The sequence below is a fragment of the Microbacterium sp. 01T413_2 genome, from assembly GCF_056398985.1.
Map to the genome: position 1 here is coordinate 79,753 of NZ_JBFTQL010000007.1, position 24,546 is coordinate 104,298.

Annotated in this window: 26 protein-coding genes; 8 read left to right on the plus strand and 18 right to left on the minus strand. The window is 68.1% G+C overall.

All coding sequences use genetic code 11. From position 1 onward, the window contains the following. Nucleotides 1-2: 2 nt before the first annotated feature. The 3 genes from AC1DMN_RS06225 to AC1DMN_RS06235 all read right to left on the minus strand — a co-directional run bounded on the left by AC1DMN_RS06225 (nucleotide 3) and on the right by AC1DMN_RS06235 (nucleotide 1,719). Entirely contained in the window at nucleotides 3-494 is a 492-nt protein-coding gene (locus AC1DMN_RS06225) for a hypothetical protein (RefSeq protein ID WP_440731483.1), read from the minus strand. Next, a complete protein-coding gene (locus AC1DMN_RS06230) occupies nucleotides 491-1,198 on the minus strand; it encodes a DUF4129 domain-containing protein (RefSeq protein ID WP_440731482.1) in 708 nt (235 codons plus the stop codon). The genes AC1DMN_RS06225 and AC1DMN_RS06230 overlap by 4 nt, the downstream gene beginning before the upstream one ends. An 80-nt stretch (nucleotides 1,199-1,278) precedes the next feature. After that, nucleotides 1,279-1,719, minus strand: coding sequence for a MarR family winged helix-turn-helix transcriptional regulator (locus AC1DMN_RS06235; RefSeq protein ID WP_440732414.1), 441 nt, complete (start codon nucleotides 1,717-1,719; stop codon nucleotides 1,279-1,281). A gap of 48 nt (nucleotides 1,720-1,767) precedes the next feature. Between AC1DMN_RS06235 and AC1DMN_RS06240 the strand changes: the two genes are divergently transcribed. After that, on the plus strand, nucleotides 1,768-2,013 hold the full coding sequence (locus tag AC1DMN_RS06240) for a hypothetical protein (RefSeq protein WP_477229253.1): 246 nt from the start codon (nucleotides 1,768-1,770) through the stop codon (nucleotides 2,011-2,013). A 131-nt stretch (nucleotides 2,014-2,144) separates the two neighbouring features. Here AC1DMN_RS06240 and AC1DMN_RS06245 read toward each other — a convergent pair whose 3' ends face one another. The 3 genes from AC1DMN_RS06245 to AC1DMN_RS06255 all read right to left on the minus strand — a co-directional run bounded on the left by AC1DMN_RS06245 (nucleotide 2,145) and on the right by AC1DMN_RS06255 (nucleotide 5,207). Further along, nucleotides 2,145-2,477 carry a TfoX/Sxy family protein gene (locus AC1DMN_RS06245; protein WP_441978126.1) on the minus strand — a complete coding sequence of 111 codons (333 nt, stop codon included), beginning with the start codon at nucleotides 2,475-2,477 and terminating at the stop codon, nucleotides 2,145-2,147. A gap of 37 nt (nucleotides 2,478-2,514) precedes the next feature. Next, nucleotides 2,515-4,584, minus strand: coding sequence for an excinuclease ABC subunit UvrB (gene uvrB / locus AC1DMN_RS06250; protein ID WP_440731479.1), 2,070 nt, complete (start codon nucleotides 4,582-4,584; stop codon nucleotides 2,515-2,517). A gap of 62 nt (nucleotides 4,585-4,646) precedes the next feature. Then, nucleotides 4,647-5,207 carry a hypothetical protein gene (locus AC1DMN_RS06255; protein WP_477229254.1) on the minus strand — a complete coding sequence of 187 codons (561 nt, stop codon included), beginning with the start codon at nucleotides 5,205-5,207 and terminating at the stop codon, nucleotides 4,647-4,649. 306 nt (nucleotides 5,208-5,513) lie between these two features. Between AC1DMN_RS06255 and AC1DMN_RS06260 the strand changes: the two genes are divergently transcribed. Beyond that, nucleotides 5,514-6,113: a DUF4126 domain-containing protein gene (locus AC1DMN_RS06260; protein WP_477229255.1), complete on the plus strand. Its 600-nt coding sequence runs from the start codon at nucleotides 5,514-5,516 to the stop codon at nucleotides 6,111-6,113. Nucleotides 6,114-6,116: 3 nt separating this feature from the next. Here AC1DMN_RS06260 and AC1DMN_RS06265 read toward each other — a convergent pair whose 3' ends face one another. The 4 genes from AC1DMN_RS06265 to rpsA all read right to left on the minus strand — a co-directional run bounded on the left by AC1DMN_RS06265 (nucleotide 6,117) and on the right by rpsA (nucleotide 10,438). Next, nucleotides 6,117-6,902: a GNAT family N-acetyltransferase gene (locus AC1DMN_RS06265; protein WP_477229256.1), complete on the minus strand. Its 786-nt coding sequence runs from the start codon at nucleotides 6,900-6,902 to the stop codon at nucleotides 6,117-6,119. Next, nucleotides 6,899-7,507, minus strand: a complete 609-nt coding sequence (gene coaE / locus AC1DMN_RS06270) for a dephospho-CoA kinase (RefSeq protein WP_477229257.1) — start codon at nucleotides 7,505-7,507, stop codon at nucleotides 6,899-6,901. Before coaE ends, AC1DMN_RS06265 begins: the two co-directional genes overlap by 4 nt. A gap of 35 nt (nucleotides 7,508-7,542) precedes the next feature. Further along, a complete protein-coding gene (locus AC1DMN_RS06275) occupies nucleotides 7,543-8,772 on the minus strand; it encodes an MFS transporter (protein ID WP_477229258.1) in 1,230 nt (409 codons plus the stop codon). Nucleotides 8,773-8,977: 205 nt separating this feature from the next. Beyond that, on the minus strand, nucleotides 8,978-10,438 hold the full coding sequence (gene rpsA, locus AC1DMN_RS06280) for a 30S ribosomal protein S1 (RefSeq protein WP_477384008.1): 1,461 nt from the start codon (nucleotides 10,436-10,438) through the stop codon (nucleotides 8,978-8,980). Between the two features lie 311 nt (nucleotides 10,439-10,749). Between rpsA and AC1DMN_RS06285 the strand changes: the two genes are divergently transcribed. Then, on the plus strand, nucleotides 10,750-11,685 hold the full coding sequence (locus AC1DMN_RS06285; protein ID WP_477229259.1) for a 5'-3' exonuclease: 936 nt from the start codon (nucleotides 10,750-10,752) through the stop codon (nucleotides 11,683-11,685). 54 nt (nucleotides 11,686-11,739) lie between these two features. Here AC1DMN_RS06285 and AC1DMN_RS06290 read toward each other — a convergent pair whose 3' ends face one another. Both AC1DMN_RS06290 and trpD read right to left on the minus strand, forming a co-directional pair. Then, nucleotides 11,740-12,726: a PHP domain-containing protein gene (locus AC1DMN_RS06290; RefSeq protein WP_477229341.1), complete on the minus strand. Its 987-nt coding sequence runs from the start codon at nucleotides 12,724-12,726 to the stop codon at nucleotides 11,740-11,742. 20 nt (nucleotides 12,727-12,746) lie between these two features. Next, nucleotides 12,747-13,811, minus strand: a complete 1,065-nt coding sequence (gene trpD, locus AC1DMN_RS06295; RefSeq protein ID WP_440731471.1) for an anthranilate phosphoribosyltransferase — start codon at nucleotides 13,809-13,811, stop codon at nucleotides 12,747-12,749. Nucleotides 13,812-13,992: 181 nt separating this feature from the next. Between trpD and ctaE the strand changes: the two genes are divergently transcribed. The 5 genes from ctaE (at nucleotide 13,993) to AC1DMN_RS06320 (ending at nucleotide 18,865) form a co-directional block, all read left to right on the plus strand. After that, nucleotides 13,993-14,625, plus strand: a complete 633-nt coding sequence (gene ctaE, locus AC1DMN_RS06300; RefSeq protein ID WP_440731470.1) for an aa3-type cytochrome oxidase subunit III — start codon at nucleotides 13,993-13,995, stop codon at nucleotides 14,623-14,625. A gap of 21 nt (nucleotides 14,626-14,646) precedes the next feature. Further along, nucleotides 14,647-15,444: a cytochrome bc1 complex diheme cytochrome c subunit gene (qcrC, locus tag AC1DMN_RS06305; RefSeq protein ID WP_477229260.1), complete on the plus strand. Its 798-nt coding sequence runs from the start codon at nucleotides 14,647-14,649 to the stop codon at nucleotides 15,442-15,444. A 33-nt stretch (nucleotides 15,445-15,477) separates the two neighbouring features. Then, the gene (qcrA, locus tag AC1DMN_RS06310) at nucleotides 15,478-16,551 is read left to right on the plus strand and encodes a cytochrome bc1 complex Rieske iron-sulfur subunit (protein WP_440731468.1); all 1,074 of its coding nucleotides are present in this window, start codon (nucleotides 15,478-15,480) and stop codon (nucleotides 16,549-16,551) included. Further along, complete coding sequence (gene qcrB / locus AC1DMN_RS06315; protein WP_477229261.1) at nucleotides 16,548-18,359, plus strand: cytochrome bc1 complex cytochrome b subunit; 1,812 nt, start codon at nucleotides 16,548-16,550, stop codon at nucleotides 18,357-18,359. Before qcrA ends, qcrB begins: the two co-directional genes overlap by 4 nt. 86 nt (nucleotides 18,360-18,445) lie before the next feature. After that, nucleotides 18,446-18,865, plus strand: a complete 420-nt coding sequence (locus tag AC1DMN_RS06320) for a rhodanese-like domain-containing protein (protein WP_477229262.1) — start codon at nucleotides 18,446-18,448, stop codon at nucleotides 18,863-18,865. 70 nt (nucleotides 18,866-18,935) lie between these two features. On the opposite strand, the gene AC1DMN_RS06325 is transcribed toward AC1DMN_RS06320, so the two are convergent. The 6 genes from AC1DMN_RS06325 to AC1DMN_RS06350 all read right to left on the minus strand — a co-directional run bounded on the left by AC1DMN_RS06325 (nucleotide 18,936) and on the right by AC1DMN_RS06350 (nucleotide 24,543). Beyond that, nucleotides 18,936-19,310, minus strand: coding sequence for a hypothetical protein (locus AC1DMN_RS06325; protein WP_477229263.1), 375 nt, complete (start codon nucleotides 19,308-19,310; stop codon nucleotides 18,936-18,938). 142 nt (nucleotides 19,311-19,452) lie between these two features. Next, nucleotides 19,453-19,887 (minus strand): cytochrome c oxidase subunit 4, encoded by a 435-nt coding sequence (locus AC1DMN_RS06330; RefSeq protein ID WP_477229264.1) that lies wholly within the window; start codon nucleotides 19,885-19,887, stop codon nucleotides 19,453-19,455. A 3-nt stretch (nucleotides 19,888-19,890) separates the two neighbouring features. After that, on the minus strand, nucleotides 19,891-21,618 hold the full coding sequence (gene ctaD / locus AC1DMN_RS06335) for an aa3-type cytochrome oxidase subunit I (RefSeq protein ID WP_441978114.1): 1,728 nt from the start codon (nucleotides 21,616-21,618) through the stop codon (nucleotides 19,891-19,893). Between the two features lie 5 nt (nucleotides 21,619-21,623). Further along, on the minus strand, nucleotides 21,624-22,529 hold the full coding sequence (ctaC, locus tag AC1DMN_RS06340; RefSeq protein WP_440731462.1) for an aa3-type cytochrome oxidase subunit II: 906 nt from the start codon (nucleotides 22,527-22,529) through the stop codon (nucleotides 21,624-21,626). Between the two features lie 121 nt (nucleotides 22,530-22,650). Further along, the gene (gene erpA, locus AC1DMN_RS06345; RefSeq protein WP_233309172.1) at nucleotides 22,651-23,010 is read right to left on the minus strand and encodes an iron-sulfur cluster insertion protein ErpA; all 360 of its coding nucleotides are present in this window, start codon (nucleotides 23,008-23,010) and stop codon (nucleotides 22,651-22,653) included. Nucleotides 23,011-23,127: 117 nt separating this feature from the next. Beyond that, on the minus strand, nucleotides 23,128-24,543 hold the full coding sequence (locus tag AC1DMN_RS06350; RefSeq protein WP_477229265.1) for a M20/M25/M40 family metallo-hydrolase: 1,416 nt from the start codon (nucleotides 24,541-24,543) through the stop codon (nucleotides 23,128-23,130). Between the last annotated feature and the right edge of the window lie 3 nt (nucleotides 24,544-24,546).

Here is a 24,546-nt window from a genome sequence, read left to right on the forward strand (position 1 = left end):
GCTCACTCCGTGGTCGTCGTGGCGGACAGGGGTCGGGTCGAGGGGACGGTCGGTTGCTCCAATGCGCGCAGGAGCCGTTCGAGATCGGGACGGCGCATCTCGGCGGCCACGAGCACGGCGTGCGAGCCCGGTCCGAGGATCGTGTCGACCGCGTCGGCGTCCGCGTCCTGCGCGGTCAGCCCGTGCTCGCGCAGACGCCGGTCGGCAAGCGCGGTGACGCGACGGCGCAGCGAGATCCCCACGACGCCGGTGCGGGCGTCCACGGCCCAGGCGAGGCGAGAGACATCGGACCCGCGCTGGAACTGTTCGGGTGGTGGCGGAGGCCACGGACCGGACTCATCGAGGAAGCTCTGCTGCGCGATCAGGAGCGCGGCGGCGAAGGCGAGGATCCATGCGATCCCGAACGGGAGCGGGACGCCGAGGAAGCTGAGCAGCAACGCGACGGGAACGCCGATGACGATCCACAGCACGACCAGCACGATCCACCGCTTCACCGCCAGGCCTCCTCGATGGTCGCGAGGCACCGACGCGCGGTGGCGCGCCCGGTCTCATCGGCCCGCGCGCCGCCGAAGCGCACGGATTCGTAGAGTCCGAGCAGGGTCTCCAGCTCGCCGTCCAGTCCCGGCCGCCGGCGCAGGATCCGCAGCGTGAACTCCCCCGGCGTCTCGGACGGCACGCGGGCCCGCCCGGCGCGAGCCGATGCCTCCTCGAGGCGCACCCAGGCAGCGACGATCGCATCACCGGGGTCACGGTGCCCGTCGATCTCCTCCTGCGCGTCCGCCGCCGCCGTGCGGATCGCCCCCGCGTCCACCGGCTCTTCTCCGCCCCCCGAGATCTCACCGACCTCGACCGCGCTGCCGGTCTCGCGGCTCAGCGGGCGCCCGGCCCAGAGGGCACGAGCCATGCGCCAGAACAGCCAAGCGAGCAGCAGCAGGAAGCCGAGAGCGACCACGAGCTCGATCACGACGAGGACGACGCCCAGGATCGGGCTGTCGGGAAGTTCCGCTCCCCCGGCGCCGGGCGTCTGAGTGCCGGGCCCGGGGGTCGGCGCCGGGATCCGATGCTCGAAGGCGATGTCGCCGAACTGCGGAACTCCCTGCAGGGACGAGATGGCCATGAGCAGCGCGGCCAGAAACACCACACCGGCGAACATTCCCGAAAGCGGAAGGGTGCGAAGGCGCCGGTCGTCGCGGACCATTCCCTCACCCTACGTGCTGACACCCGCCACCGCGATCACCGAGAACCGTCCGTCGCGGGCCTGGCCGTGCAGAGACAGCGTCAGAGATCGACAGCGCCGGCGAACCGGTTCAGCGCGTCGCGCACGGCTTCCACTTCGGGCACCGTCATGCCGAGCCGCGCCATCACCTGCCGGGGAACGTCCAACGCTTGCGTTCGCAGTGCCGCGCCGCGCGACGTGAGAGCGATGTCGAGTCGGCGTTCGTCGGCGGCACTGCGCTGACGCTCTATCAGCCCGTCGGACTCGAGCCGCTTCACGAGGGGCGAGGCCGTCGCCGGATCCATGGCGAGGGCCGTCGCCAGTTCCCCCAGCGACCGCGGAGACTGCTCCCACAGCGCCAGCATCGCCAGGTACTGGGGATGCGTAAGACCGAGGGGCTCGAGGATCGGCCGGTAGACACCGACCACGTTGCGCGCGGCCGTCACGAGGGCGAAGCACAACTGGTTGTCCAAGCGGAGCAGGTCGTCGGGGGTGGGATCGATCACCCCGACATGTTACCAACCGCCCTAATCATTAGTACACTAATCATCATGACGAACAATCCCGTGGAACGACCGCCGCTCCGGCAGCGCATCCGTGAGGCGGGCGGCCTCTATGCATGGATCAACGCCAACCTGATCCGCTTCGCCGGCCCGGCCTCGGTCGGCCCCTACGAGGCGACACCGCCGCCGTCAGCCGCGGAACGCGCGCAGCGCGGCTGCCCGCTGTGCGGCGCCCCGATGACGGCGCACGAGATCGACCGCAGCGGCCCGAAGCCGCTCGTGCACTGTCCCTGAGCCCGCCCCGCGAGGTCACCTCGGAATCGCGTCGCGATCCCGCGCCCCCGGCGTCCCGAGCGAGCGCATCATGCCGCGCCGGCATCCTCCCACAAGCGCATCACCCCGCACCGGCGCCGCCCGAAGCCGCCTCACGCGGCACCGGCGTCCTCCCGCGCGAGATCTATCCATTCCATGAGCGCCCTGTCGTCGGCGATCGCCTCGGGCGCCACGTCGAGCCAGTTCTCGCTCATGGTGCGGGCGCCCATGACCGCGCGAGCGACTCCTTGCCCGGTCAGCAGCACCGCGCCGCGCTCCGCGCCGACGCGCACCAGCAGCACCCCACCCTTGCGCGCGCCCACCAGGATCCGCCCTTCGCTGAGGAAGGCGCGACTGCCGAACATCGCGCGCTCCTCGACGTCATCCGTACCGCCGAGCAGTGCGCGGATCCGGTCGGCCAATTCAGCCACCGACGCGTCCACCATGTGGCCTCCTCCGCCATGGGCGCTCTGCACGATCGAGTCAGGCGTGTCCGGCCCGCTCCATGGCACGCAGCTCCTTCTTCAGGTCCTGCACCTCGTCGCGCAGGCGCGCGGCGAGCTCGAACTTCAGCTCCCCGGCCGCGGCCAGCATCTGCGCGGACAGATCCGCGATCGTCTCCTCGAGCTGCTCCGCACCCTCGGCCGCGATGCCCACGCGCCGCAGGTTCGGAGTCGGCGATTTGCCTCGCCCGGACTTGGTGCGCTTGGCGAGCATCTCGGCGGTGTCCGCCCCTTCGCGCGCGAGCACATCGGTGATGTCCGCGATGCGCTTGCGCAGCGGCTGAGGATCGATGCCGTTCGCSGTGTTGTACGCGATCTGCTTCTCRCGYCGRCGCTCRGTCTCCTCGATCGCTTTGCTCATCGAGTCSGTCATGTTGTCGGCGTACATGTGCACCTGACCGGACACGTTGCGCGCCGCTCGGCCGATGGTCTGGATGAGTGACGTGCCGCTGCGGAGGAACCCCTCCTTGTCCGCATCGAGGATCGCGACCAGCGACACCTCCGGCAGGTCGAGGCCCTCGCGAAGCAGGTTGATGCCGACGAGCACATCGTAGACACCCGCCCGCAGCTCGGTGAGCAGCTCGACGCGGCGCAGAGTGTCGACGTCCGAGTGCAGGTAGCGGACCCTGACCCCGTGCTCCCCGAGGAAGTCGGTGAGTTCCTCCGCCATCTTCTTCGTGAGCGTGGTGACGAGCACGCGCTCATCACGTTCGACCCGCAGCCGGATCTCCTCGAGCAGGTCGTCTATCTGCCCCTTCGAGGGCTTCACGACGATCTCCGGATCCACGAGCCCGGTCGGCCGGATGATCTGCTCGACGACGCCGTCGGCGATGCCCATCTCGTACTTGCCGGGGGTCGCAGAGAGGTAGACGGTCTGCCCGATCCGGTTCTTGAACTCATCCCACCGCAGCGGGCGGTTGTCCAGCGCGCTGGGCAACCGGAAGCCGTGGTCGACGAGGGTGCGCTTGCGGGATGCATCGCCCTCGTACATGGCTCCGATCTGGGGCACCGTCGCATGCGACTCATCGATGACGAGCAGGAAGTCGTCGGGGAAGAAGTCCAGCAGCGTGTGCGGGGGCTCGCCCGCCTCGCGGCCATCCATGTGCCGCGAGTAGTTCTCGATGCCGGAGCAGAAGCCGAGCTGCTGCAGCATCTCCAGGTCGAACGATGTCCGCATGCGCAGCCGCTGCGCCTCGAGCAGCTTGCCCTGGCGTTCGAGCTCGGCGAGCCGCTCTGTGAGCTCCTCCTCGATCTGGCCGATCGCCCGCTGGACGACGTCGGTGCCGGCCACATAGTGCGAGGCGGGGAAGATCGGCACGGAATCCAGCTTGGCGATCACCTCTCCGGTGAGCGGATGCAGCGAGTACAGCGCCTCGATCTCGTCACCGAACAGCTCGATGCGGATCGCGTGCTCCTCGTAGACGGGGATGATCTCGATCGTGTCGCCGCGCACGCGGAAGTTGCCGCGGGAGAAGTCGACATCGTTGCGGTTGTACTGCATGGCGATGAACTGCCGGATCAGCGCATCGCGGTCGTAGCGCTCCCCCACCTGCAGCGCGACCATCGCCCGCAGGTACTCCTCCGGCGCGCCGAGCCCGTAGATGCACGACACCGTGGAGACGACCACCACGTCGCGGCGGCTGAGCAGCGAGTTCGTCGTGGAGTGACGCAGCCGCTCCACCTCGGCGTTGACCGACGAGTCCTTCTCGATGAAGGTGTCCGTCTGCGGGACGTAGGCCTCGGGCTGGTAGTAGTCGTAGTACGAGACGAAGTACTCGACGGCATTGTTCGGCATCAGGTCGCGGAACTCGTTCGCCAGCTGTGCGGCCAGCGTCTTGTTGTGCGCGAGCACCAGCGTGGGGCGCTGCACCTGCTCGATGAGCCACGCCGTGGTCGCGGACTTGCCGGTTCCGGTCGCGCCGAGCAGCACCACGTCGGTCTCACCCGCGTTGATGCGCGCCGCGAGCTCGGAGATGGCCTGCGGCTGATCACCGGCGGGCACGTACTCCGAGACGACTTCGAACGGCCGGACCGAACGCGTGGGTTGCATCCCTTAACACTACGAGGAGCCTCCGACATTGGCGTCGGGGCTCCTCGATGGATCCCAAGGGATCAGGCGTCGTGGACCTTGGGCCCCACGACCGGACCGTTGTCGAGGGCCGAGATCAGACCATCGATCTTTCGCGTCCCGTCCGTGCTCACCCCCGAGATGTTCAGAGTCAGCGAATTCAGCGGAGGCACGGCGGATCCGGCGTTGTACGCCAGGTCGAACCCGGTGATACCGGCGTAGCAGGTCACCGTCTGCGTCGCTGTGAGCGTCACCGACGTCGCCGTGCGACTGGCGACGGCCCAGACGTTCCCGGCCGACGTGACAGTGGCCCCGGCGAGGGAGAATGCCGGGTCGCTGTTGTCGAAGGTGATCGTGGCGATCAGGTTGAACGGGGTCGAGAAGGTGTCGTTCGGGAAGCACGCCTCGACGCGCGACGAGGACGCAGACAGCACGCTGTCCTTCACGTTCGGCGAGGACTCGACGAGCGATCCGACACTCGTAGGGTTGGTGTTCGTGCTCGCGGCAGCCAACGGCGCGGCCGCCGCGACGGCGATGACGGGCACCGACCACGCGGCGCCCTTGATCACGGTACGGCGCGAGAGGCCGCTCTTGACGTCGGTCATGATTCTGCACTCCAGATATCGGTTGAGCGAGAGGCTCRGAAACCGAGATCGCGCACGTCACAGGGTCGACGCGCACGACGGAGACGCCGCACGTCCAGCACCCAGATACTCCCCAGAGCTTTCCCCATTGTCCCCACAGCGCTTCCCCGCACTGCCCCGCGAGCGAACATATACGATCCAATCGAATATTGCAAACCATACGAACAAACCGCGCGATCGATCAGCGCTCCCCGCTGTCGCCCCCTTGTCATTCCGGCTCAGGGGGCAGCAGGCGGCAAACCCCGGTCGCTCACCTACAGTGGTGCCGTGCTCGAATTCGTGATCGGATCCAGCCTGGCTGCGGCGGCCGGCCTGAACGCCTGGATACCGCTGTTCCTGCTCGGCCTGGCGGCGAAGCTCCTGCCCGCCGTCACCCTCCCCGCCGGCTGGTCCTGGTTGGGCAGCGACGTCGCCCTCTGGATCATCGGCGTCCTTCTGGTGCTGGAGATCGTGGCGGACAAGATCCCCGCCCTGGATTCTCTGAACGACGTCGTGCACAGCATCATCCGACCCGCCGCCGGCGGCATCGCCTTCGGCGCCGGCGCGAGCGCGCGGACTGTCGCCGTGGATGATCCCAGCGCGTTCTTCTCCGAGCACACCTGGATCCCCATCGTCGTCGGGATCGTCATCGCGCTCGCCGTGCACGCCACCAAGGCCACTGGGCGGGTCGCGGCGAACGCAGCCACGGCGGGCGTCGCCGCCCCGGTGCTCAGCACGACGGAGGACATCGCCGCGTTCGTTCTGAGCGCGGCCGCGATCCTCGTCCCCGTCGTCGCGGCGATCCTGCTGGTCGTCCTGATCGTCGCAATCATCGTCGTCATGCGGCGACGGTCCCTGCGACGTCGCGCACGCACGCACGCGGAGTAGCCGTCAGCCTCCGCGCGTCCAGACGTACGGCGTGGTGGTCGTGACCTTGCGCATCCCGGAGCGCTCCAGGATCGGCCGGGAGAACTCGGTGGAGTCGGAATGCAGATATCGCAGCCCGCGATGCAGGGCTGCCTGCGCCCGCTTCGCCGTCAGCGCGCGGTACACGCCCCGCCCGCGCCACTCCGCAACGGTGGCGCCGCCCCAGATCCCGGCGAACTCGGTGCCGGCGACGGGTTCGAGGCGGCCTCCGCTGATCACGCGCCCTTCGGCCTCCGCGATCCACAGCACGACGTCGTCGCCGGCCGCGACACGCGCGATCGTGCGCTGCGCCCTCTCGGCGCCATCGCCGTGCCCGAAGACGGCCGCCTGCATCCGCTCCATCTCCACGATGTCCGTCTCGTCCCGGATCTCGCGCAGCACCACGCCCTCGGGCACCGGCACTGCGCCGGCGAGGGCAGCCGCTTCGCCGAGCATCACCGACTCCGCCTCCTGCGGTACGAAACCCGCATCGCGCAACGCCTCCTCGAGGCCGGGAGCGACGTCGTGTCCGCGCGTCTTCCACTCCGCGGAGCGCACCTCCGGCAGCACCTCGAAGTGAGCACGCACTTCCCGCACGAGCGCTCGGATCCGCCGCTCGCCCAGGCCTGCGAGATCGACGTAGCTCGCGAATCCGGCACCGCCGGGAAAGAGACCGACCGAGACAGGGCCGATGCTCCGCACATCCGCGGCACCTGCCAACTCCGCCTCTCCGCGCAGCTGCAGATCATATGCCGCCAGCAGATCCGTCACGCCCGCGCCTCGGTCCGCAGCCGCTGCCACAGCTCGTCCGTCTGGCGGAGGGTGTCCGCGAGCGAGTTCGCCGTATCGACGAGCACGTCCGCGATCTCGCGACGGCGCTCGTCCGGCACCTGCGAGGCGATCCGCTTGCGCGCCTCGTCTCGGTCGAGACCTCGTTCCGTCACCAGCCGGTCCTCGCGCACAGAGGCCGGGGCGTCGGCGACGACGATCAGATCCCAGGGATCGTCCACCCGCGCCTCCACCAGCAGCGGGACGTCGTAGACCACGACAGCGGCGGGATCCGCCGCCAGGGCCGCCGCGAACCGGCGCTGCGACTCGGCCTTCACGGCGGGATGCACGATGGCGTTCAGACGGCCGAGCGCCTCGGCGTCGCCGAAGACCCGTGCTCCGAGCCTCGCGCGATCCAACGCGCCGTCGGGCTGGATCATCTCGGCGCCGAATTCGGCCGCGATGCGCGCGAGCACTGGTGAGCCCGGTGCCTGCACGTCGCGGACGATCCGATCGGCGTCGATGACGACGGCGCCGTGCTCGGCGAGCCGTGCCGCGATCGTGGATTTGCCCGACGCGATGCCGCCGGTGAGCGCGATGAGGGGCATGCTGCCAGTCTTGCACGGGGATCCGGTGCTCGCCGTCAGGGCCGACTGCTCCCTCCCTGGGAAGACGGATCCGCCGCACGCAACGCGACCACGGCCGCCAGGGCAGCCAGAGCGCACATCCCGATCACGATCCCCCCGAACCACGCCCAACCCCATGAGCCGAAAGCGATCCCGAGTGCCCACCCGAACAGGCTCGATCCCGCGTAGTACGCGAAGTAATACAGCGACGACGCCTGCGCACGGCTCTCCGCGGGGGCAGCAACCGGCGTCCAGCCGGACGCCACCGCGTGCGCGCCGAAGAATCCCGCGGTGAAGAGCAGCAGGCCGACGAGCACGATGATCGTGAGCGGCGCGAGCATGAGGGCGGCTCCCCCAGCCATCACCGCGACCGAACCCAACAGCACGGGGAAGCGTCCGGCCGTCGACGCGAGGACGCCGGCCCACGGCGAAGACGCGGTGCCCGCCAGATACGCGAGGAACAGCAGCGTCACGAACCAGACGGGCAGCGCGAACGGCGGCGAGGCGAGATGGAACCCGAGGTAGTTGTACACCGCCACGAAGGCRCCCATCAGCAGGAACGCCTGSGCGTASAGYGCGAGCTGRCGGGGCGAWCGCAGCAGGCCGAGGATCCGCGCCAGCACGCCGGAGCCGCGGTCGGCACGTCGCCGCAGCGGCACGAAGCCCTGCGACCGCGGCGCAAGCCAGAGGAACAACGCGGCGGCGACGGCGCAGAGTCCCGTCGCTGCCCACACGCCCGTCTGCCAGCCCGCGACCTCGGCGACCAGGCCCGACACGATCCGGCCTGCGAGCCCGCCGACCGTGGTGCCGGCGATGTAGCTGCCCGCGGCAGCGGCCGCGTGGCGAGGGCCGACCTCCTCGGAGAGGTAGGCGAGGGCGACGGCGGGCACGGCGCCCAGTGCGACCCCCTCGGCGCACCGCAGGGCGAGCAGGACGCCGATGTCTCCGCTGAACGGCGCGAGCAGCCCCAGCGCGGTGGCCGTGATCACCCCGACCGCCATCGCCGGTACTCTCCCGATCCGGTCGGCGACGACCGACCAGCCGATCACCGAGGCCGCAAGACCCAGCGTGGCCGCGGAGACGCTCAGTGCGGCGGTCGCCGGGTCCACGGCGAGATCGCGGGCCAGTTGCGGCAGCACGGCCTGCGGCGCGTACAGCTGCGCGAACGTCGCGATGCCCGCAAAGAAAAGTCCGAAGATGAGCCTCCGGTACGCGGGGGATCTCGGGGCGTGACCGACGAACGTCACCGAACGCGGATCCGCCCGTGCGCATCGCGAGCACCCAGAGCGATCGCATCCATGGTCTCCATCCTCACACGTCCGTGCGGCCATGATTCACGGCGAACCACCGCCGCGGGCTCAGTCGCCTTCCCGGCATCCATCCGGGTACGCAGAACGGGCCGCCACCCCGCCCGAAGGCGAGGCGACGGCCCGTTCTGAAGGGTGATGCTGCTTACGCGTTGCCGCCCGAGAGCTTCTCGCGCAGAGCCGCGAGAGCCTCGTCGTCGGCCAGCGTGCCGGCACCGGCGGAGTCGCTCGAGAACGACTGCGCGGCCGCGCCGAAGTCGTCGCCCGCAGCAGCCTCGGCCTCGGCGGCCTTGATGACCTGAGCCTTGTGCGCCTCCCAGCGAGCCTGGGCAGCCGCGTACTCCTGCTCCCAAGCCTCGCGCTGAGCGTCGAAGCCGTCCTTCCAGGCACCGGTCTCGGCGTCGAAGCCCTCCGGGTACTTGTACTCGCCGTTCTCGTCGTACTCGGCGAGCATGCCGTACAGGGCCGGGTCGAACTCGGTGCCGTAGGGGTCGACCGACTCGTTGGCCTGCTTCAGCGACAGCGAGATGCGACGGCGCTCGAGGTCGATGTCGATGACCTTGACGAAGACCTCTTCGCCCACCGAGACGACCTGCTCAGCCAGCTCGACGTGCTTGCTGGACAGCTCGGAGATGTGCACGAGGCCCTCGATGCCGTCCGCGACGCGCACGAACGCACCGAACGGAACCAGCTTGGTGACCTTGCCCGGCGTGACCTGGCCGATGGCGTGGGTGCGGGCGAAGACCTGCCACGGGTCCTCCTGCGTCGCCTTCAGCGACAGGGAGACGCGCTCGCGGTCGAGGTCGACCTCGAGGATCTCGACGGTGACCTCCTGGCCCACCTCGACGACCTCGGASGSGTGSTCGATGTGCTTCCAGGACAGCTCGGARACGTGMACSAGGCCGTCYACACCGCCGAGGTCGACGAACGCACCGAAGTTCACGATCGACGACACGACGCCCTTGCGGACCTGGCCCTTGTGCAGGTTGTTGAGGAACGTGGTGCGCGACTCGGACTGCGTCTGCTCGAGCAGGGCGCGGCGCGAGAGCACGACGTTGTTGCGGTTCTTGTCCAGCTCGAGGATCTTGGCCTCGATCTCCTGGCCGAGGTACGGCGTGAGGTCGCGGACGCGGCGCAGCTCGATGAGCGAGGCCGGCAGGAAGCCACGGAGGCCGATGTCGACGATGAGTCCACCCTTGACGACCTCGATGACCGATCCGGTGACGACGCCGTCGTTCTCCTTGATCTTCTCCACATCGCCCCAGGCGCGCTCGTACTGGGCGCGCTTCTTGGACAGGATCAGACGGCCTTCCTTGTCCTCCTTCTGGAGAACGAGGGCCTCGACCTGATCGCCGACGGAGACGACCTCGTTGGGGTCGACGTCGTGCTTGATGCTCAGCTCGCGCGAGGGGATGACGCCCTCGGTCTTGTAGCCGACGTCGAGGAGGACCTCGTCGCGGTCGATCTTGACGATCGTGCCCTCGATGATGTCGCCGTCGTTGAAGAACTTCAGGGTCTTCTCGACCGCAGCCAGGAAGTCCTCGGCAGATCCGATGTCATTGATCGCGACCTGCTTGGTGGCCGGGGCGGCCGTTGCGGTAGTCATGTAGTGGGTTGTCCTTGTTGATGGATACTCGGGCTGCGGCGCGCGCTCATCAGAGCATGGGATCGCCCCGCGGCGAATGAATGTGTCTTGGTCGTCACGCACGCGAGAGGATGCCCCCACGGGTGACACTTCATGCTATCAGGTCGCTGAGGGTTCCGCTGCCCGCGTTCCTGCGGCCCCTGGCCGCCGAGCGTCCTGCACAGCAGATGTTCAACGCCACGGGATCTCGCGATGTTCCCGCGGATCCGCGTGGGTGCTCCCCGCGGTTTCGACGGCCGCCCTTTTGACGAAGGCACTGGCAGACTGTGGGCATGACCGACGCCGCTCCCAAGCTGCTCCTCCTGGACACCGCCAGCCTCTACTTCCGCGCGTTCTACGGCGTGCCCGACGCGGTCAAGGCGCCGGACGGCACCTCGGTGAACGCGGCCCGCGGGCTGCTCGACATGATCGCGAAGCTCGTGTCCGCGTATCGCCCGACGCACCTCGTCGCCTGCTGGGACGATGATTGGCGTCCGCAGTGGCGCGTCGACCTCATCTCGAGCTACAAGGCGCACCGCGTCGTCGAGGTGGTTCCGGGCGGCGCGGATGTCGAGGAGGTTCCGGACCCGCTCGAGGCACAGATCCCGATCATCCGCGAGGCGCTCGGCGTGCTGCGGATCCCGATCATCGGCGTCGCGGAGCACGAGGCCGACGATGTGATCGGCACCCTGGCGACCGTGTCCGACATGCCCGTCGACATCATCACCGGAGACCGCGACCTGTTCCAGCTCATCGACGACGGCCGTGGTGTCCGCGTGATCTACACCGCCCGCGGGATGAGCAATCTCGAGGACGTCACCGAGGAGACCGTGGTGCGCAAGTACGGTGTGCTGCCCAGCCAGTACGCCGACTTCGCCACGATGCGCGGCGACGCCTCCGACGGGTTGCCCGGAGTCGCGGGCGTCGGGGAGAAGACCGCGGCGAACCTCCTCGCCGTGCACGGCGACCTCGCGGCGATCCGCACCGCCGCCGAGGGTGCGGAGGGGATGTCGGCGAGCGTGGCGAAGAAGATCCTCGCCGCGTCGGACTATCTCGACGTCGCTCCCACCGTGGTGCGCGTCGCGACCGCGCTGCCGATCGCCGTTCCCGCCGAGGCCCTGCGGCCCCTCGACGCCGCCGAGACCGCCACCGCGGTCGGGGTCGCGGAACGCTGGAACCTCGGCACATCGATAGCACGTGCGCTGGAGGCGCTCAGCCGCACGGCCTGAGCCGTCCCGTCGCCCGTCCCTCCCAAGGCTCGAACGGCCCGTCTTCGGTGCGACTCAACCGGCCCAGCGCAGCAGCCGGTCGAGCCCCCAGGTCGTCACGATCCGCTCTGCGGGGACGCCGGCGCGCTCGGCGCGCTGAGCTCCGTGGTCCAGCAGCGACAGCTGCCCTGGCGCGTGYGCGTCGGAGTCGATCGAGAACAGGCAGCCGATCTCGAGCGCGAGTGCGAGGAGCCCGTCCGGCGGATCGTTCCGCTCCGGTCTCGAGTTGATCTCGACGGCGACGCCGTTCTCGGCGCACGCCTCGAACACGGCCCTGGCGTCGAACCTCGAGGGCGGGCGAGTGCCCCGCTCCCCCTGCACGAGTTGACCAGTGACGTGTCCGAGCACGCTGACACGCGGGTTCGAGACCGCGGCGACCATGCGCCGGGTCATCGGCCCCGGCTCCATCGCGAGCTTGGAATGCACCGATGCGACCACGACATCCAGTTCGCCGAGCAGCCGGTCCTCCTGGTCCAAGCGCCCGTCGTCGAGGATGTCGACCTCGATTCCGGTGAGCATCGTGAACCCGTCACCGCTGAGCGCACGCACCTGCGGCAGCTGCAGGCGCAGCCGCTCAGCGGTCAGGCCGCGCGCCACGCGCAGTCGCGGCGAATGGTCGGTGATCGCGAGGTACTCGTGCCCCAGGGCGCGGGCGGCGCCCGCCATCGCCTCGATCGGGGTCGTCCCGTCCGACCATTCGGTGTGCGCGTGCAGATCGCCGCGCAGCCGGGAACGCAGCTCCGAGACGATCTCCGGTTCGACCTCGCCGCGAAGCTCGACGAGGTAGGACGGCGTCTGCCCGTCGAGTGCCTGCCGGATGACCTCGAACGTCGAGGATCCGATCCCTTTCGCCTGCTGGATCCGATTCAGATCCGACCGTGCGTCCTCGGGGAGCTCGGCATAGGTCGCCGCGGCGGCGCGGAACGCCTTGGCCCGATAGCGCGACGCCCGCTCGCGCTCGAGCAGCCTGGCGATCTCGAGCAGCGCCTCTTGCGGATCCATGCCGACCGTCCCTGCGCCGCTCAGCTCGCGGCGAGCTCCTTGGATGCCGCGACCCACGCGTCCAGCTTCGCGAGTGCGCGCCCGTCGTCCACGGCTGCTTCGGCGAGGCCCAGGGCGGCGCGCAGACGCTGCACGATCGGCACCTGCGCCTGGGACGCGTCGTGGGACAGTTCGTAGGCGACGATGCCGGCCGCCGCGTTCAGCAGCACGATGTCGCGCACGGCGCCGCGCTCGCCTTCCAGCGTGCGGCGCAGCACGCCCGCGTTGTGCTCCGGGGAGCCGCCGATGAGGTCGGCGAGATCGGCGAGCGGGATGCCCAGGTCGCGCGGATCCAGGTCGTGCTCGTGGATGTCTCCGCGGGTGACCTCCCAGATACGGCTGTGCCCGGTCGTCGTGAGCTCGTCCAGTCCGTCGTCACCGCGGAACACGAGAGCCGTGGCGCCGCGGGTGCGGAACACGCCGGTGATGAGCGGCACCCGGTCGAGCTGGGCGACGCCCACCGCATTCGCTTCGGCGCGCGCCGGGTTGCACAGCGGGCCGAGCATGTTGAACACGGTCGGCACACCGAGCTCTGCGCGGACGGCGCCCGCGTTCTTGAACCCGGGGTGGAACGCCCCCGCCCAGGCGAACGTGATGCCGGTACGGTCCAGGATCTCGGCGACGGCCTGCGGGTCGAGGGTGAGCTGGAGGCCGAGCGCGCCGAGCACGTCGGAGGATCCGGACGCGGAGCTGGCCGCGCGATTTCCGTGCTTGACGACCGGGATGCCGGTCGCGCCGATGATGATGGCGGCGGTGGTGGACACGTTCACGGTCCCGATCCGGTCTCCCCCGGTTCCCACGATGTCCAGCACATCCGAGGACACGGGCAGCGGCACGGCCGCTTCCAGGATGGCGTCGCGGAAGCCGACCACCTCGTCGATCGTCTCCCCCTTGGCGCGCAGCCCGACGAGGAAGCCGGCCAGCTGCGCCTGGGTGGCCTGCCCGCGCATCACCTGACGCATCGCCCAGGTCGACTCGTAGACGCTCAGGTCACGCCCGGCGAGGAGCGTGGAGAGGACATCGGGCCAGGTCAGAACATCCGCCATGCCAGCGATCCTAGCGATGTGATGCAGTCGTGATCCCCGCTCCGGCACCCGGCGACCCGCCCGCAAGCCCGCGTCTCTCAGGGGATTCGCGGCTGGTTCCGAGGCCACACCGAGGCCCGGACGGGCTGAACCGCCGCCGCCGGTGCGACAATCGGCGTCTCGGATCGGCCATAATGGACGGGTGACGACCTCAGCGACGTATGCCCCGGCGGCGAGAACGATCAAGCGCCCCAACCCGGTGGCTGTGGGAACCATTGTCTGGCTCGGCAGTGAGGTGATGTTCTTCGCGGGACTCTTCGCGATCTACTTCACCCTGCGCAGCACCTCTCCGGAGCTCTGGGCATCACGCACAGAGAGCCTGAACGTGCCGTTCGCCGCGATCAACACCCTGGTCCTGGTGGCGTCCTCGTTCACCTGCCAGATGGGTGTCTTCGCCGCGGAGCGCATGCAGCCCTACACGTCGGTGAACGACAAGGGACGCAAGCGCTGGGGCATGGTGCCGTGGTTCTGGCTGACCTTCGCCATGGGCGCGTTCTTCGTGTCCGGCCAGGTCTGGGAGTACTCGCAGCTGGTCGCGGAGGGCATGCCGATCTCGGCCGACTCCTACGCTTCCGCGTTCTACATCACCACGGGCTTCCACGCTCTGCACGTCACCGGAGGTCTGGTCGCGTTCCTGCTGACCCTCGGCCGCGCCTTCGCCGTCAAGAACTTCACGCACAAGGAGGCGACGACCGCGATCGTGGTGTCCTACTACTGGCACTTCGTCGACGTCGTCTGGATCGTGCTGTTCTTCGTCATCTATTTCCTCAAGTAAGAAGCGGAGCGGATTCCCGACATGGCACGTGAGAAGAAGCGCCGTACTGGCCGTCGCAGCCCCCTGGCCGCTGCGGCTCTGATCGGCGCAGGCCTGATGATCACCGGCGGCGTCTACGCCGGCGCGAGTGCGGCGTTCGCCGCGACCGAGCCGGCGTCCGTCACCGCCGCGGTCTCGACCGAGGACGGGCAGAAGCTGTTCCAGGCGAACTGCGCCACCTGCCACGGCATGAACCTGCAGGGCACCGCCACCGGACCGAGCCTGTACGGCGTCGGCGAGCTCGCGGTCGAGTTCCAGATGTCCACCGGGCGCATGCCGCTGCAGATGCAGGGCCCCCAGGCTCCGCAGAAGCACCCGCAGTTCTCCGAGGAGCAGATCAAGAACGTCGCCGCCTGGGTCCAGTCCGTGGCGCCCGGCCCGACCTACCCCGAGGAGAAGATCCTCGACGGCAAGGGCGATGTCGCGCACGGTGCCGAGCTGTTCCGCATCAACTGCGCGATGTGCCACAACGTCGCGGGCGCCGGTGGCGCTCTGACCGAGGGCAAGTACGCCCCGGGCCTGATGAAGACCAGCGCACTGCACATGTACGCCGCCATGGTCACCGGTCCGCAGAACATGCCGGTCTTCGGCAACATGAACCTTTCGGCCGAAGACAAGCGCGACATCATCTCCGCGCTGCTCTTCCAGCAGAACGCGACCCAGGTCGGCGGTATGGACCTCGGATCCCTCGGACCCGTCTCGGAGGGTCTGTTCATCTGGATCTTCGGAATCGGCGCATTGGTCGCCATCACCGTGTGGATCACGGCGAAGTCCAACTGACGCCGACATATCGAAGAACGTACGAGGAGAACCATGGCACACGACGACCCGCACGCTCTTGACCGGACCTATCAGGCACCGGCCGGGCTGAGCGTCGACGTCAGCGACCCCGCGCACAACCCGGGGCTGCCCGCGCACCGCGAGCGCGTCACCGACCAGGACCCGAAGGCGATGAACGCCGCTGTCCGCACGGTCTACACGCTGTTCTACCTCTCGCTCGCAGGCAGCATCTGGGCGGTCGCCGCCTACATGCTGTTCCCGATCGAGAGCGGCTCGCTCATCGACGTGCGCTACAACAACCTGTTCATCGGCCTCGGAATCGCCCTCGCCCTGCTCGCACTCGGTCTCGGTGCGATCCACTGGTCGAAGGCGATCATGGCGGACCACGAGCACATCGAATACCGCCACCCCACCCGTGGCCGCGACTCCACCCGCGAGGCCGCGATCAAGGCCTTCGCAGACGCGAACGAGGAGTCCGGGTTCGGGCGCCGTGTGATGATCCGCAACTCGCTCATCGCCGCGGTCGTCGCCTCGGTCGTCCCCGGTCTCGCGCTCTTCCGCGGTCTCGCCCCGCACAGCACCCCGGAGAACCCGATCGCGGGCGACCCGGTGCAGCTGCTCAAGCACACGATGTGGGAGAAGGGCATGCGCCTTGCGCACGACCCCGATGGAACGCCCATCCGCGCCGCCGATATCACGATCGGCTCGGCCGTGCACGTGATCCCGGAGCCGCTCAGCAAGGTCGGCCACGAGGAGGGCTACCTCGAAGAGAAGGCCAAGGCGATCGTCCTGCTGATGCGTCTGCTCCCCGAGCAGCTCATCGAGTCCGAGGAGCGCAAGACGTGGTCCTACGACGGCATCGTCGCCTACTCGAAGGTCTGCACGCACGTCGGCTGCCCTGTTGCGCTGTACGAGCAGCAGACCCACCACCTGCTCTGCCCGTGCCACCAGTCGCAGTTCGACGTCACGGAGCACGCGAAGGTGATCTTCGGACCGGCCGCACGCCCGCTGCCGCAGCTGCCGATCACCGTCGATGACGAGGGCTACCTCGTCGCGCAGAGCGATTTCCACGAACCCGTCGGTCCGAGCTTCTGGGAGCGTCATTGAGCACCGCAACTGTTACCGAGCAGAAGTCCTCGGAGAAGCCTTCGGAGGCGCCCCTGGGCGGCCGATTCGTCGGCGGTCTCTCCAACTACATCGATGAGCGGACGAGCCTCTCCGGCTTCGTCAAGGAGCTCGGCCGGAAGATCTTCCCCGATCACTGGTCGTTCATGCTCGGCGAGATCGCACTGTGGAGCTTCGTCGTGGTGCTGCTGTCCGGCACCTTCCTGACGTTCTTCTTCCAGGCGTCGATGGTGCCCACCCACTACGCCGGGGCTTACGCGCCCATGCGCGGCGTGGAGATGTCCGCGGCCCTCGACTCGACGCTGCGCATCTCGTTCGATCTGCGCGGCGGCCTGCTGGTCCGCCAGATCCACCACTGGGCGGCGCTGACCTTCGTGGCCGGCATCGGCGTGCACATGCTGCGCGTGTTCTTCACGGGTGCGTTCCGCAAGCCCCGTGAGCTGAACTGGGTGATCGGCTTCGTGCTGTTCGTCCTCGCCATGGCCGAGGGCTTCACCGGCTACTCGCTCCCCGACGACCTGCTCTCGGGCAACGGTCTGCGCATCATCGACGGCATGATCAAGGGCCTCCCGCTGATCGGCACCTGGACCTCGTTCATGCTGTTCGGCGGCGAGTTCCCGGGCGACCAGATCGTGGGGCGCCTCTACACGCTGCACATCCTGATCCTGCCGCTCCTGGTGATCGGCCTGGTCGTGCTGCACCTCATGCTGATGGTGATCAACAAGCACACGCAGTTCGCCGGCCCCGGCCGCACGGACGAGAACGTCGTGGGCTACCCGATGATGCCGATCTACATGTCGAAGATGGGCGGCTTCCTGTTCATCACGTTCGGTGTGATCGTACTGATCGCCTCGCTGTTCCAGATCAACCCGATCTGGAACTACGGCCCGTACGACCCCTCCCCCGTGTCGGCGGGTACGCAGCCGGACTGGTACATCGGCTTCGCGGACGGCGCGCTGCGTCTTGCCCCATCGAACCTCGATGTCGTGTTCCTCGACCACACCTGGTCGTTCGGGATCATCATCCCGGTGCTGGTACTGGGCCTGTTCATCGTCCTGGTGGCGATCTACCCCTTCATCGAGGCCTGGATCACCGGCGACAAGCGCGAGCACCACATCGCGCAGCGTCCCCGCACCTCGGCCACTCGTACCGCGATCGGCGTGGCCGGCATGGTCTTCTACGCCACGCTGTGGGCGGCCGCGGCATCCGACCTCATCGCGACGCACTTCTCGCTGACGATGGAGGGCGTGATCCACACCCTCCAGGCGACGCTGTTCATCGGCCCGGTCCTCAGCTACTTCATCGCGAAGCGCATCTGCATCGCGCTGCAGAAGAAGGACCGCGAGATCGTGCTGCACGGCTACGAATCCGGTCGGATCGTGCGCCTTCCGGGTGGCGAGTTCATCGAGGTCCACAAGCCGGTCGACGTGTACGACCGCTGGAAGCTCATCGACACCGAGGTGTACGAGCCGCTGGTGGTCCGCCCGAATGCCAAGGGCCGCATTCCGTGGACGCAGAACCTGCGCTCCTCGATGTCGCGCTGGTTCTTCGAGGACCGCCTGTCGCCGCTCACGCAGGCCGAGGTCGCCGCAGCCGACGCGCATCAGCGTCACGCGCTGCACGACACGAACGAGGCCGCTCACGACGAGATCGTGGCGTCGCACACCCGTGCCGGTGTGAGCGAGGACCAGATCGCACCGGTCGACACGGGCCACGTCAGCGAGACTCCGAACACGCCCAGCTCGGCGCTCGCCCCGGAATCGCTGCCCGCGAAGGAGAGCGGCGAATAAGCCGCTCCCCCAGCACGATCGAAGGCCCCGTCACCTGACGGGGCCTTCGATCGTTACCGGCCACCGCGCCGGAGTAACCTGGCGGTATGACCTCCGCCATGGACCACTTCGCCGCGAAGCTCACCCACGAGACCGATGCGAGCGACGTGCACGCCGCCCGCAAGGCCGGCGAACAGCTCGCCGTCGTCGACGTCCGCAGCGACGAGGCCTGGGCCCAAGGGCGCATCGTCGACGCGATCCACATGCATTACAGCGAGATCGCAGCAAGGGCGCCGCAGGAGATCCCCCTGGGCACCCCCGTGGTGGTCTACTGCTGGAGCCCCGGCTGCAACGCAGGTGACAAGGGCGCCCTGGAGTTCGCCAAGCTCGGATACGACGTGAAGCTCATGATCGGCGGCTTCGAGTACTGGGTACGTGAGGGCTACCCCGTCGAAGACGCCGATGGCGTGCACCGGCGCCCCGTGGATCCGCTCACGGGCATCGCCCGCGTCCGCACACACGCCTGACGACGTCGCCGCTTCTCCGCGCCTTCTCCCGTGCGGCGCCCGCCAGGCTCATGGCGGTCACCGCAGAGGGTCAGGTAGCCTCTGGCCGGGTTCCGACGGGCGCGGTCTGCGATACACCTGTCCAGACCTCGGTCATCTGATCGATCAGTTCGTCCCGCACTCGGACGAACGTCGCACACTCGAAATGATCCACGCCCGCACGGCCACTTGCGGTGACATGGGAACGACAGGCCGCGCGATCCGAAGTCCCAACGATCTCTTCGACGCGCAAGTGCTCGAATCCCGGATACTCCGCGTTCAGGCGAATCCAGGACCCACGGTCGAAGGACTCACCGGTATGAACGTATCGGCAGGAGAAGTCCTCGTGAAGATAGTCATGCAGATCGCTCCAGCGATGATCATCAATCGCCGACATCAAACCACTCAGAAGCGCAACTGCCGTCATGTAACCAGGCTATTGGCTTCTACCGGCCCCAAGACTCCGACCTCACCACCCGTTCCACGATCGCCGACGACGAACGCCTGGCGCGGACATACGGAGAAGGCCCTGGAGCGTTGCTCCAGGGCCTTCTCGCGGGGATCTCCGCTCAGCGGGCGAAGTGACCGCGGTAGTACTCGTACACCCAGCCGACGATCGCGACCACGAAGATTGCCAGCGCGACCGGGAAGAGGAACACGCCCACGGCGAGAGCGATCATGCCGACCGCCGCGGCGCCCGCGAGGACGATCGGCCACCAGGACCACGGGCTGAACTCTCCGAGCTCCGGGTCACCGTCATCGATGTCGCTGGTGAGGATGTCCTCGGGGAGGGTGCCGCCCTGCGCCTTGTGGGTGCGGTCGAGGTAGAACGCGATCATCGCGCCCATGAACGTTGCGAAGAACAGGGCGACGGTGCCGACCCACTCGATCGCCCTCACGGGGGGCTCACCGGCGTGCGCGACCAGGTTCCAGACCGTGTAGGTCACGCCCATGAGGGCGAAGAATGCGGTGAGGATCCACCACAGAACGATGTTGTCGCGCATGGGTCAGCGGGCCTTTCCGTCAGCGGCCGCAGCAACCGGGTGCTCGGCGGCCTCCGGGTGGTTGAGGTCGAACGCCGGACGCTCGCTGCGGATACGCGGGATCGAGGTGAAGTTGTGCCGCGGCGGCGGGCAGGACGTCGCCCACTCGAGCGAGGCGCCATAGCCCCACGGGTCGTTCACGGTTACCTTCGGCGCCTTGCGGGCGGTCAGCCACACGTTCAGGAAGAACGGCAGCATCGACGCGCCCAGGATGATGGCGCCGATGGTCGAGACCTGGTTCTCCCACGTCCAGTTGTCGTAGGCCGAGTAGTCGGCGTAGCGACGCGGCATGCCGTCGACACCCAGCCAGTGCTGGATGAGGAAGGTCATGTGGAAGCCGATGAACAGCATCCAGAAGTGCACGTAGCCGAGGCGCTCGTTGAGCATCCGGCCGGTCCACTTCGGCCACCAGAAGTAGAAACCGGCGAACATCGCGAACACGACCGTTCCGAACACCACGTAGTGGAAGTGCGCGACCACGAAGTACGAGTCGGAGAGGAAGAAGTCCAGCGGCGGAGACGCCAGGATGACGCCGGTCAGTCCGCCGAAGACGAACGACACCAGGAAGCCGAGGGCGAACACCATCGGCGTCTCGAAGGTCACGGACCCTCGCCACAACGTGCCGATCCAGTTGAAGATCTTCACACCCGTGGGGACGGCGATGAGCATCGTCATCAGGGCGAAGAACGGCAGCAGCACCCCGCCGGTCACATACATGTGGTGCGCCCACACGGCCACAGACAGCGCCGCGATCGCGATCGTCGCGTAGACCAGGGTCTTGTACCCGAAGATCGGCTTGCGGCTGAACACCGGGAAGATCTCCGACACGATGCCGAAGAACGGCAGCGCGATGATGTAGACCTCGGGGTGGCCGAAGAACCAGAACAGGTGCTGCCAGAGGAGCACGCCACCGTTGGCCGGGTCGTAGATGTGCGCGCCGAGCACGCGGTCGGCGGCAGCGGCCAGGATGGCGGCGGCCAGCACCGGGAACGCCATCAGCACCAGCAGGCTGGTGATCAGCGTGTTCCACGAGAAGATCGGCATGCGCCACATCGTCATTCCGGGCGCACGCATGGTGATGATCGTGGTGATGAAGTTCACGGCGCCGAGGATCGTGCCGAAACCGGACATGCCGAGCCCCAGCATCCAGAGGTTGCCGCCGGCACCCGGAGTGAACGACGCACTCGCGAGTGGCTGATAGGCGAACCACCCGAACGAGGCCGCGCCCTGCGGCGTGAGGAAGCCCGCGACCGCGATGGTCGAACCGAACAGGAACAGCCAGAACGCGAAGGCGTTCAGACGCGGGAACGCCACGTCGGGGGCGCCGATCTGCAGCGGGAGGATCGCGTTCGCGAAGCCCGCGAACAGCGGGGTCGCGAACATCAGCAGCATGATCGTGCCGTGCATCGTGAACAGCTGGTTGTACTGCTCCTTCGTCGGCACGATCTGCATGCCCGGCGAGAACAGCTCAGCGCGGATGATGAGGGCCATCACGCCGCCGAGGAGGAAGAACAGCACCGAGGCGATCAGATACATGTATCCGATCGTCTTGTGGTCGGTGGAGGTGATCCACTTGACGACGATGTTGCCCTTCTGCTCGACGCGGGTCGAGCTGAGCAGAGCCGCCTGACGCGGCGGGATCGTCGTCGGACGCGCGCCGGCCTCGGAGGTGTCGGGAAGAGTGCTCGTCATTCTGCTTACTTCGCTTCCGAGTCAGTCGCGGGCTTCCCGGTGCCGGGGAAGTTGGTGAGGCGGTCGTAGGCGTCGGTGATGTCGCCCGTGTTGCCCTCGTCCTTGAGCTTGGTCAAGTACGACTGGTACTCCGCATCGCTGACGACCTTCACGTTGAAGAGCATCATCGAGTGGTACTCGCCGCAGAGCTCGGCGCACTTGCCCTGGTAGGTGCCCTCACGGGTCGGCGTGAACGACCAGGAGTTGTCCTTGCCGATGTACATGTCCTTCTTGTACAGGAAGTCGATGATCCAGAAGGAGTGGATCACGTCGCGCGACTGCAGGGTGATCTTCACCTTCTTGTCGACCGGCAGGTACAGCGTGGGCAGGGCGGCCTGATCGATGTTGCCGGCCTTGTCGGGCTGGGCCTGGACACCCATGGTCCAGACGGCGTCGGAGTTGTCCTTCTCCGTGCCGTCGTACTGGAAGTCCCACGCCCACTGCTTGCCGATCGCGGTGATCGAGACATCGGGCTCATTGCCCGGGCCGTACTGGGTCTCGATGATCGTCTGATCGCGCGCCGTGAAGGCGAACATGCCGAAGATCAGGATCAGCGGAACGAGCGTGTAGAAGATCTCGATCGGCATGTTGTAGCGCAGCTGCACCGGCAGGCCGGTCTGTCCCTTACGACGCCGGTAGGCGATCGCAGCCCAGCCCATGAGACCCCAGGTGATGAGGCCGACGATGAGGAGGACGATCCACGAGTTGACCCAGAGCGACGTGACGCGCTCGGTCTGATTCGTCGCGTGAGTGCCGTCGTCGAAGCCGGGCAGGAAGCCGCGCTCCATGAGCGGGGCACATCCCGAGAGGGCCACGGCTGCCGCTACTCCCAGGGGGAGTGCGGCCCAACGAAGGCGGCGTTTCGAGGGCACGATGCACCTTTCAGATCACGGACGTGGGCTACCCCAGTCTAGGGCAAGCTCACACCCGATTCACGCCATCCACGCAGGTTCGGCGTGGATGGCGCAGGGGTGGGAGAAGGGATTTCGCGGCTCAGTGGAAGCTGTCGCCGCAGGCGCAGGAACCCTGCGCGTTGGGGTTGTCGATCGTGAATCCCTGCTCCGAGATGGTGTCCTTGAAGTCGATCGCCGCGCCGTCGAGATACGGCACGCTCATGTTGTCGACGATCACCTCGACGCCATCGAAATCGACGGTCTCGTCGCCTTCGAGATAGCGCTCGTCGAAGTASAGCTGGTAGATCAGGCCGGAGCAGCCGCCGGGCTGCACGGCGACGCGCAGGCGGAGGTCGTCGCGACCCTCCTGCTCCAGCAGGCTCTTCACCTTCGCCGCGGCGGCGTCGGTGAGCTTCACGCCGTGGGCGGTGGTCTCGGGGGTGAGGGTGATGTCGCTCATGTCGCTCCTTGGATCGGCCGTGCACCGGCACGGTTCCCGTGCTTCGAGTCTACCGCCGCGCACGAGGGCGGCATCGAGCGCGGCCGGTCATGACCGCGATCGATGCGCCCTTCCTCGTCAGAGGGTGATCTCGTTCATCCGGGTGAGCAGCAGCGCCTCCGTCGCCACGGCGTGGCGGAAGGTGTCCAGGTGCAGCGACTCGTTGGGGCTGTGCGCCCGCGCGTGCGGGTCCTCCACGCCGGTCACGAGGATCTCCGCGCCGGGGAAGCGCTCCACCAGGTCGGCGATGAACGGGATGGATCCGCCGATACCGAGGTCGACGGGTGCGGTGCCGTAGCCGTCCTTCATGGCGCCGCGCGTCAGCCCGACCGCCCAGCCGCTCGTGTCGACCAGGAACGGGTTGCCGAGGTCGACGTCGGAGAAGGAGAGCTCCGCGCCGAAGGGCGCATGAGCACGCAGGTGCGCCTGCAGCGCGGCGTACGCGTCGTCCGCGCTCTGCCCCGGCGCGATGCGGCAGCTCAGCACGACCGTCGTCTCCGGCGAGAGCGTGTTGGATGCGGCCGCAACGGAAGTGGCGTCCACCCCGATCACGGTGACCGAGGGCTTGTTCCAGATGCGGCTGAGGATCGTGCCGTCGCCGATGGGCGTGACGCCGGGCAGCAGCCCGGTCTCCTCGCGCAGCGTCTCCTCGCTGTACTCGGGCGTCTCCGCATCGCGTACCGTCAGCCCCTCGACAGCGACGGATCCGTTCTCGTCCCAGAGCGTGTTCAGCAGGCGGATGGTCGCGAGCATGGCATCGGGCACCGCTCCCCCGAACATGCCGGAGTGCGAGGCGTGGCCGAGGGTCCGCACGGTGAGGGTGAAGCGCACCGCGCCACGCAGAGACACCGTGAGACCCGGTGTGACGGAGTCCCAGTTGCCGGAGTCGGCCACGACGATGGCGTCGGCGCGCAGGGCGTCCTCGTTGTCGCTGAGGAACTGCCCGAACGAGCGGGATCCGTACTCCTCCTCGCCCTCGATGAACATCGCGATCCCGAGGTCGAGGTCATCGCCGAGCGCCTCCGCGACCGCACGGATGGACGCGATGTGCGCCATGATCCCGGCCTTGTCATCGGCGGCCCCTCGACCATACAGACGCCCGTCCCGGACGGTGGGCTCGAACGGCGGGTTGTCCCACAGCTCGTCATCCCCAGGGGGCTGGACGTCGTGGTGCGCGTAGAGCAGGATCGTGGGCTTGCCGTTGCGTGCGGCGCGACGCGCCAGGATCGCGGGCTGGCCGACCTCGTCGGTGCCGGGGATGGCCGCACGCAGCACGCGCACGCTGTCGAACACGCCTGTGCCCTCGGCGAGCTCGGCGACGGCGGCGGCGCTGCGCACGAGCTGGGTCTGATCGAACGCCGGCCAGGCGACCCCGGGAATGCGCACGAGAGCGCCGAGATCGCTGAGCGCAGCGGGGATCCCGGTGCTCACGGCGGCGGTGACGGCGGCTTCGACGTCACCGGGTGCGGTGACCGAGGAGGAGGGAGAAGTCATGCA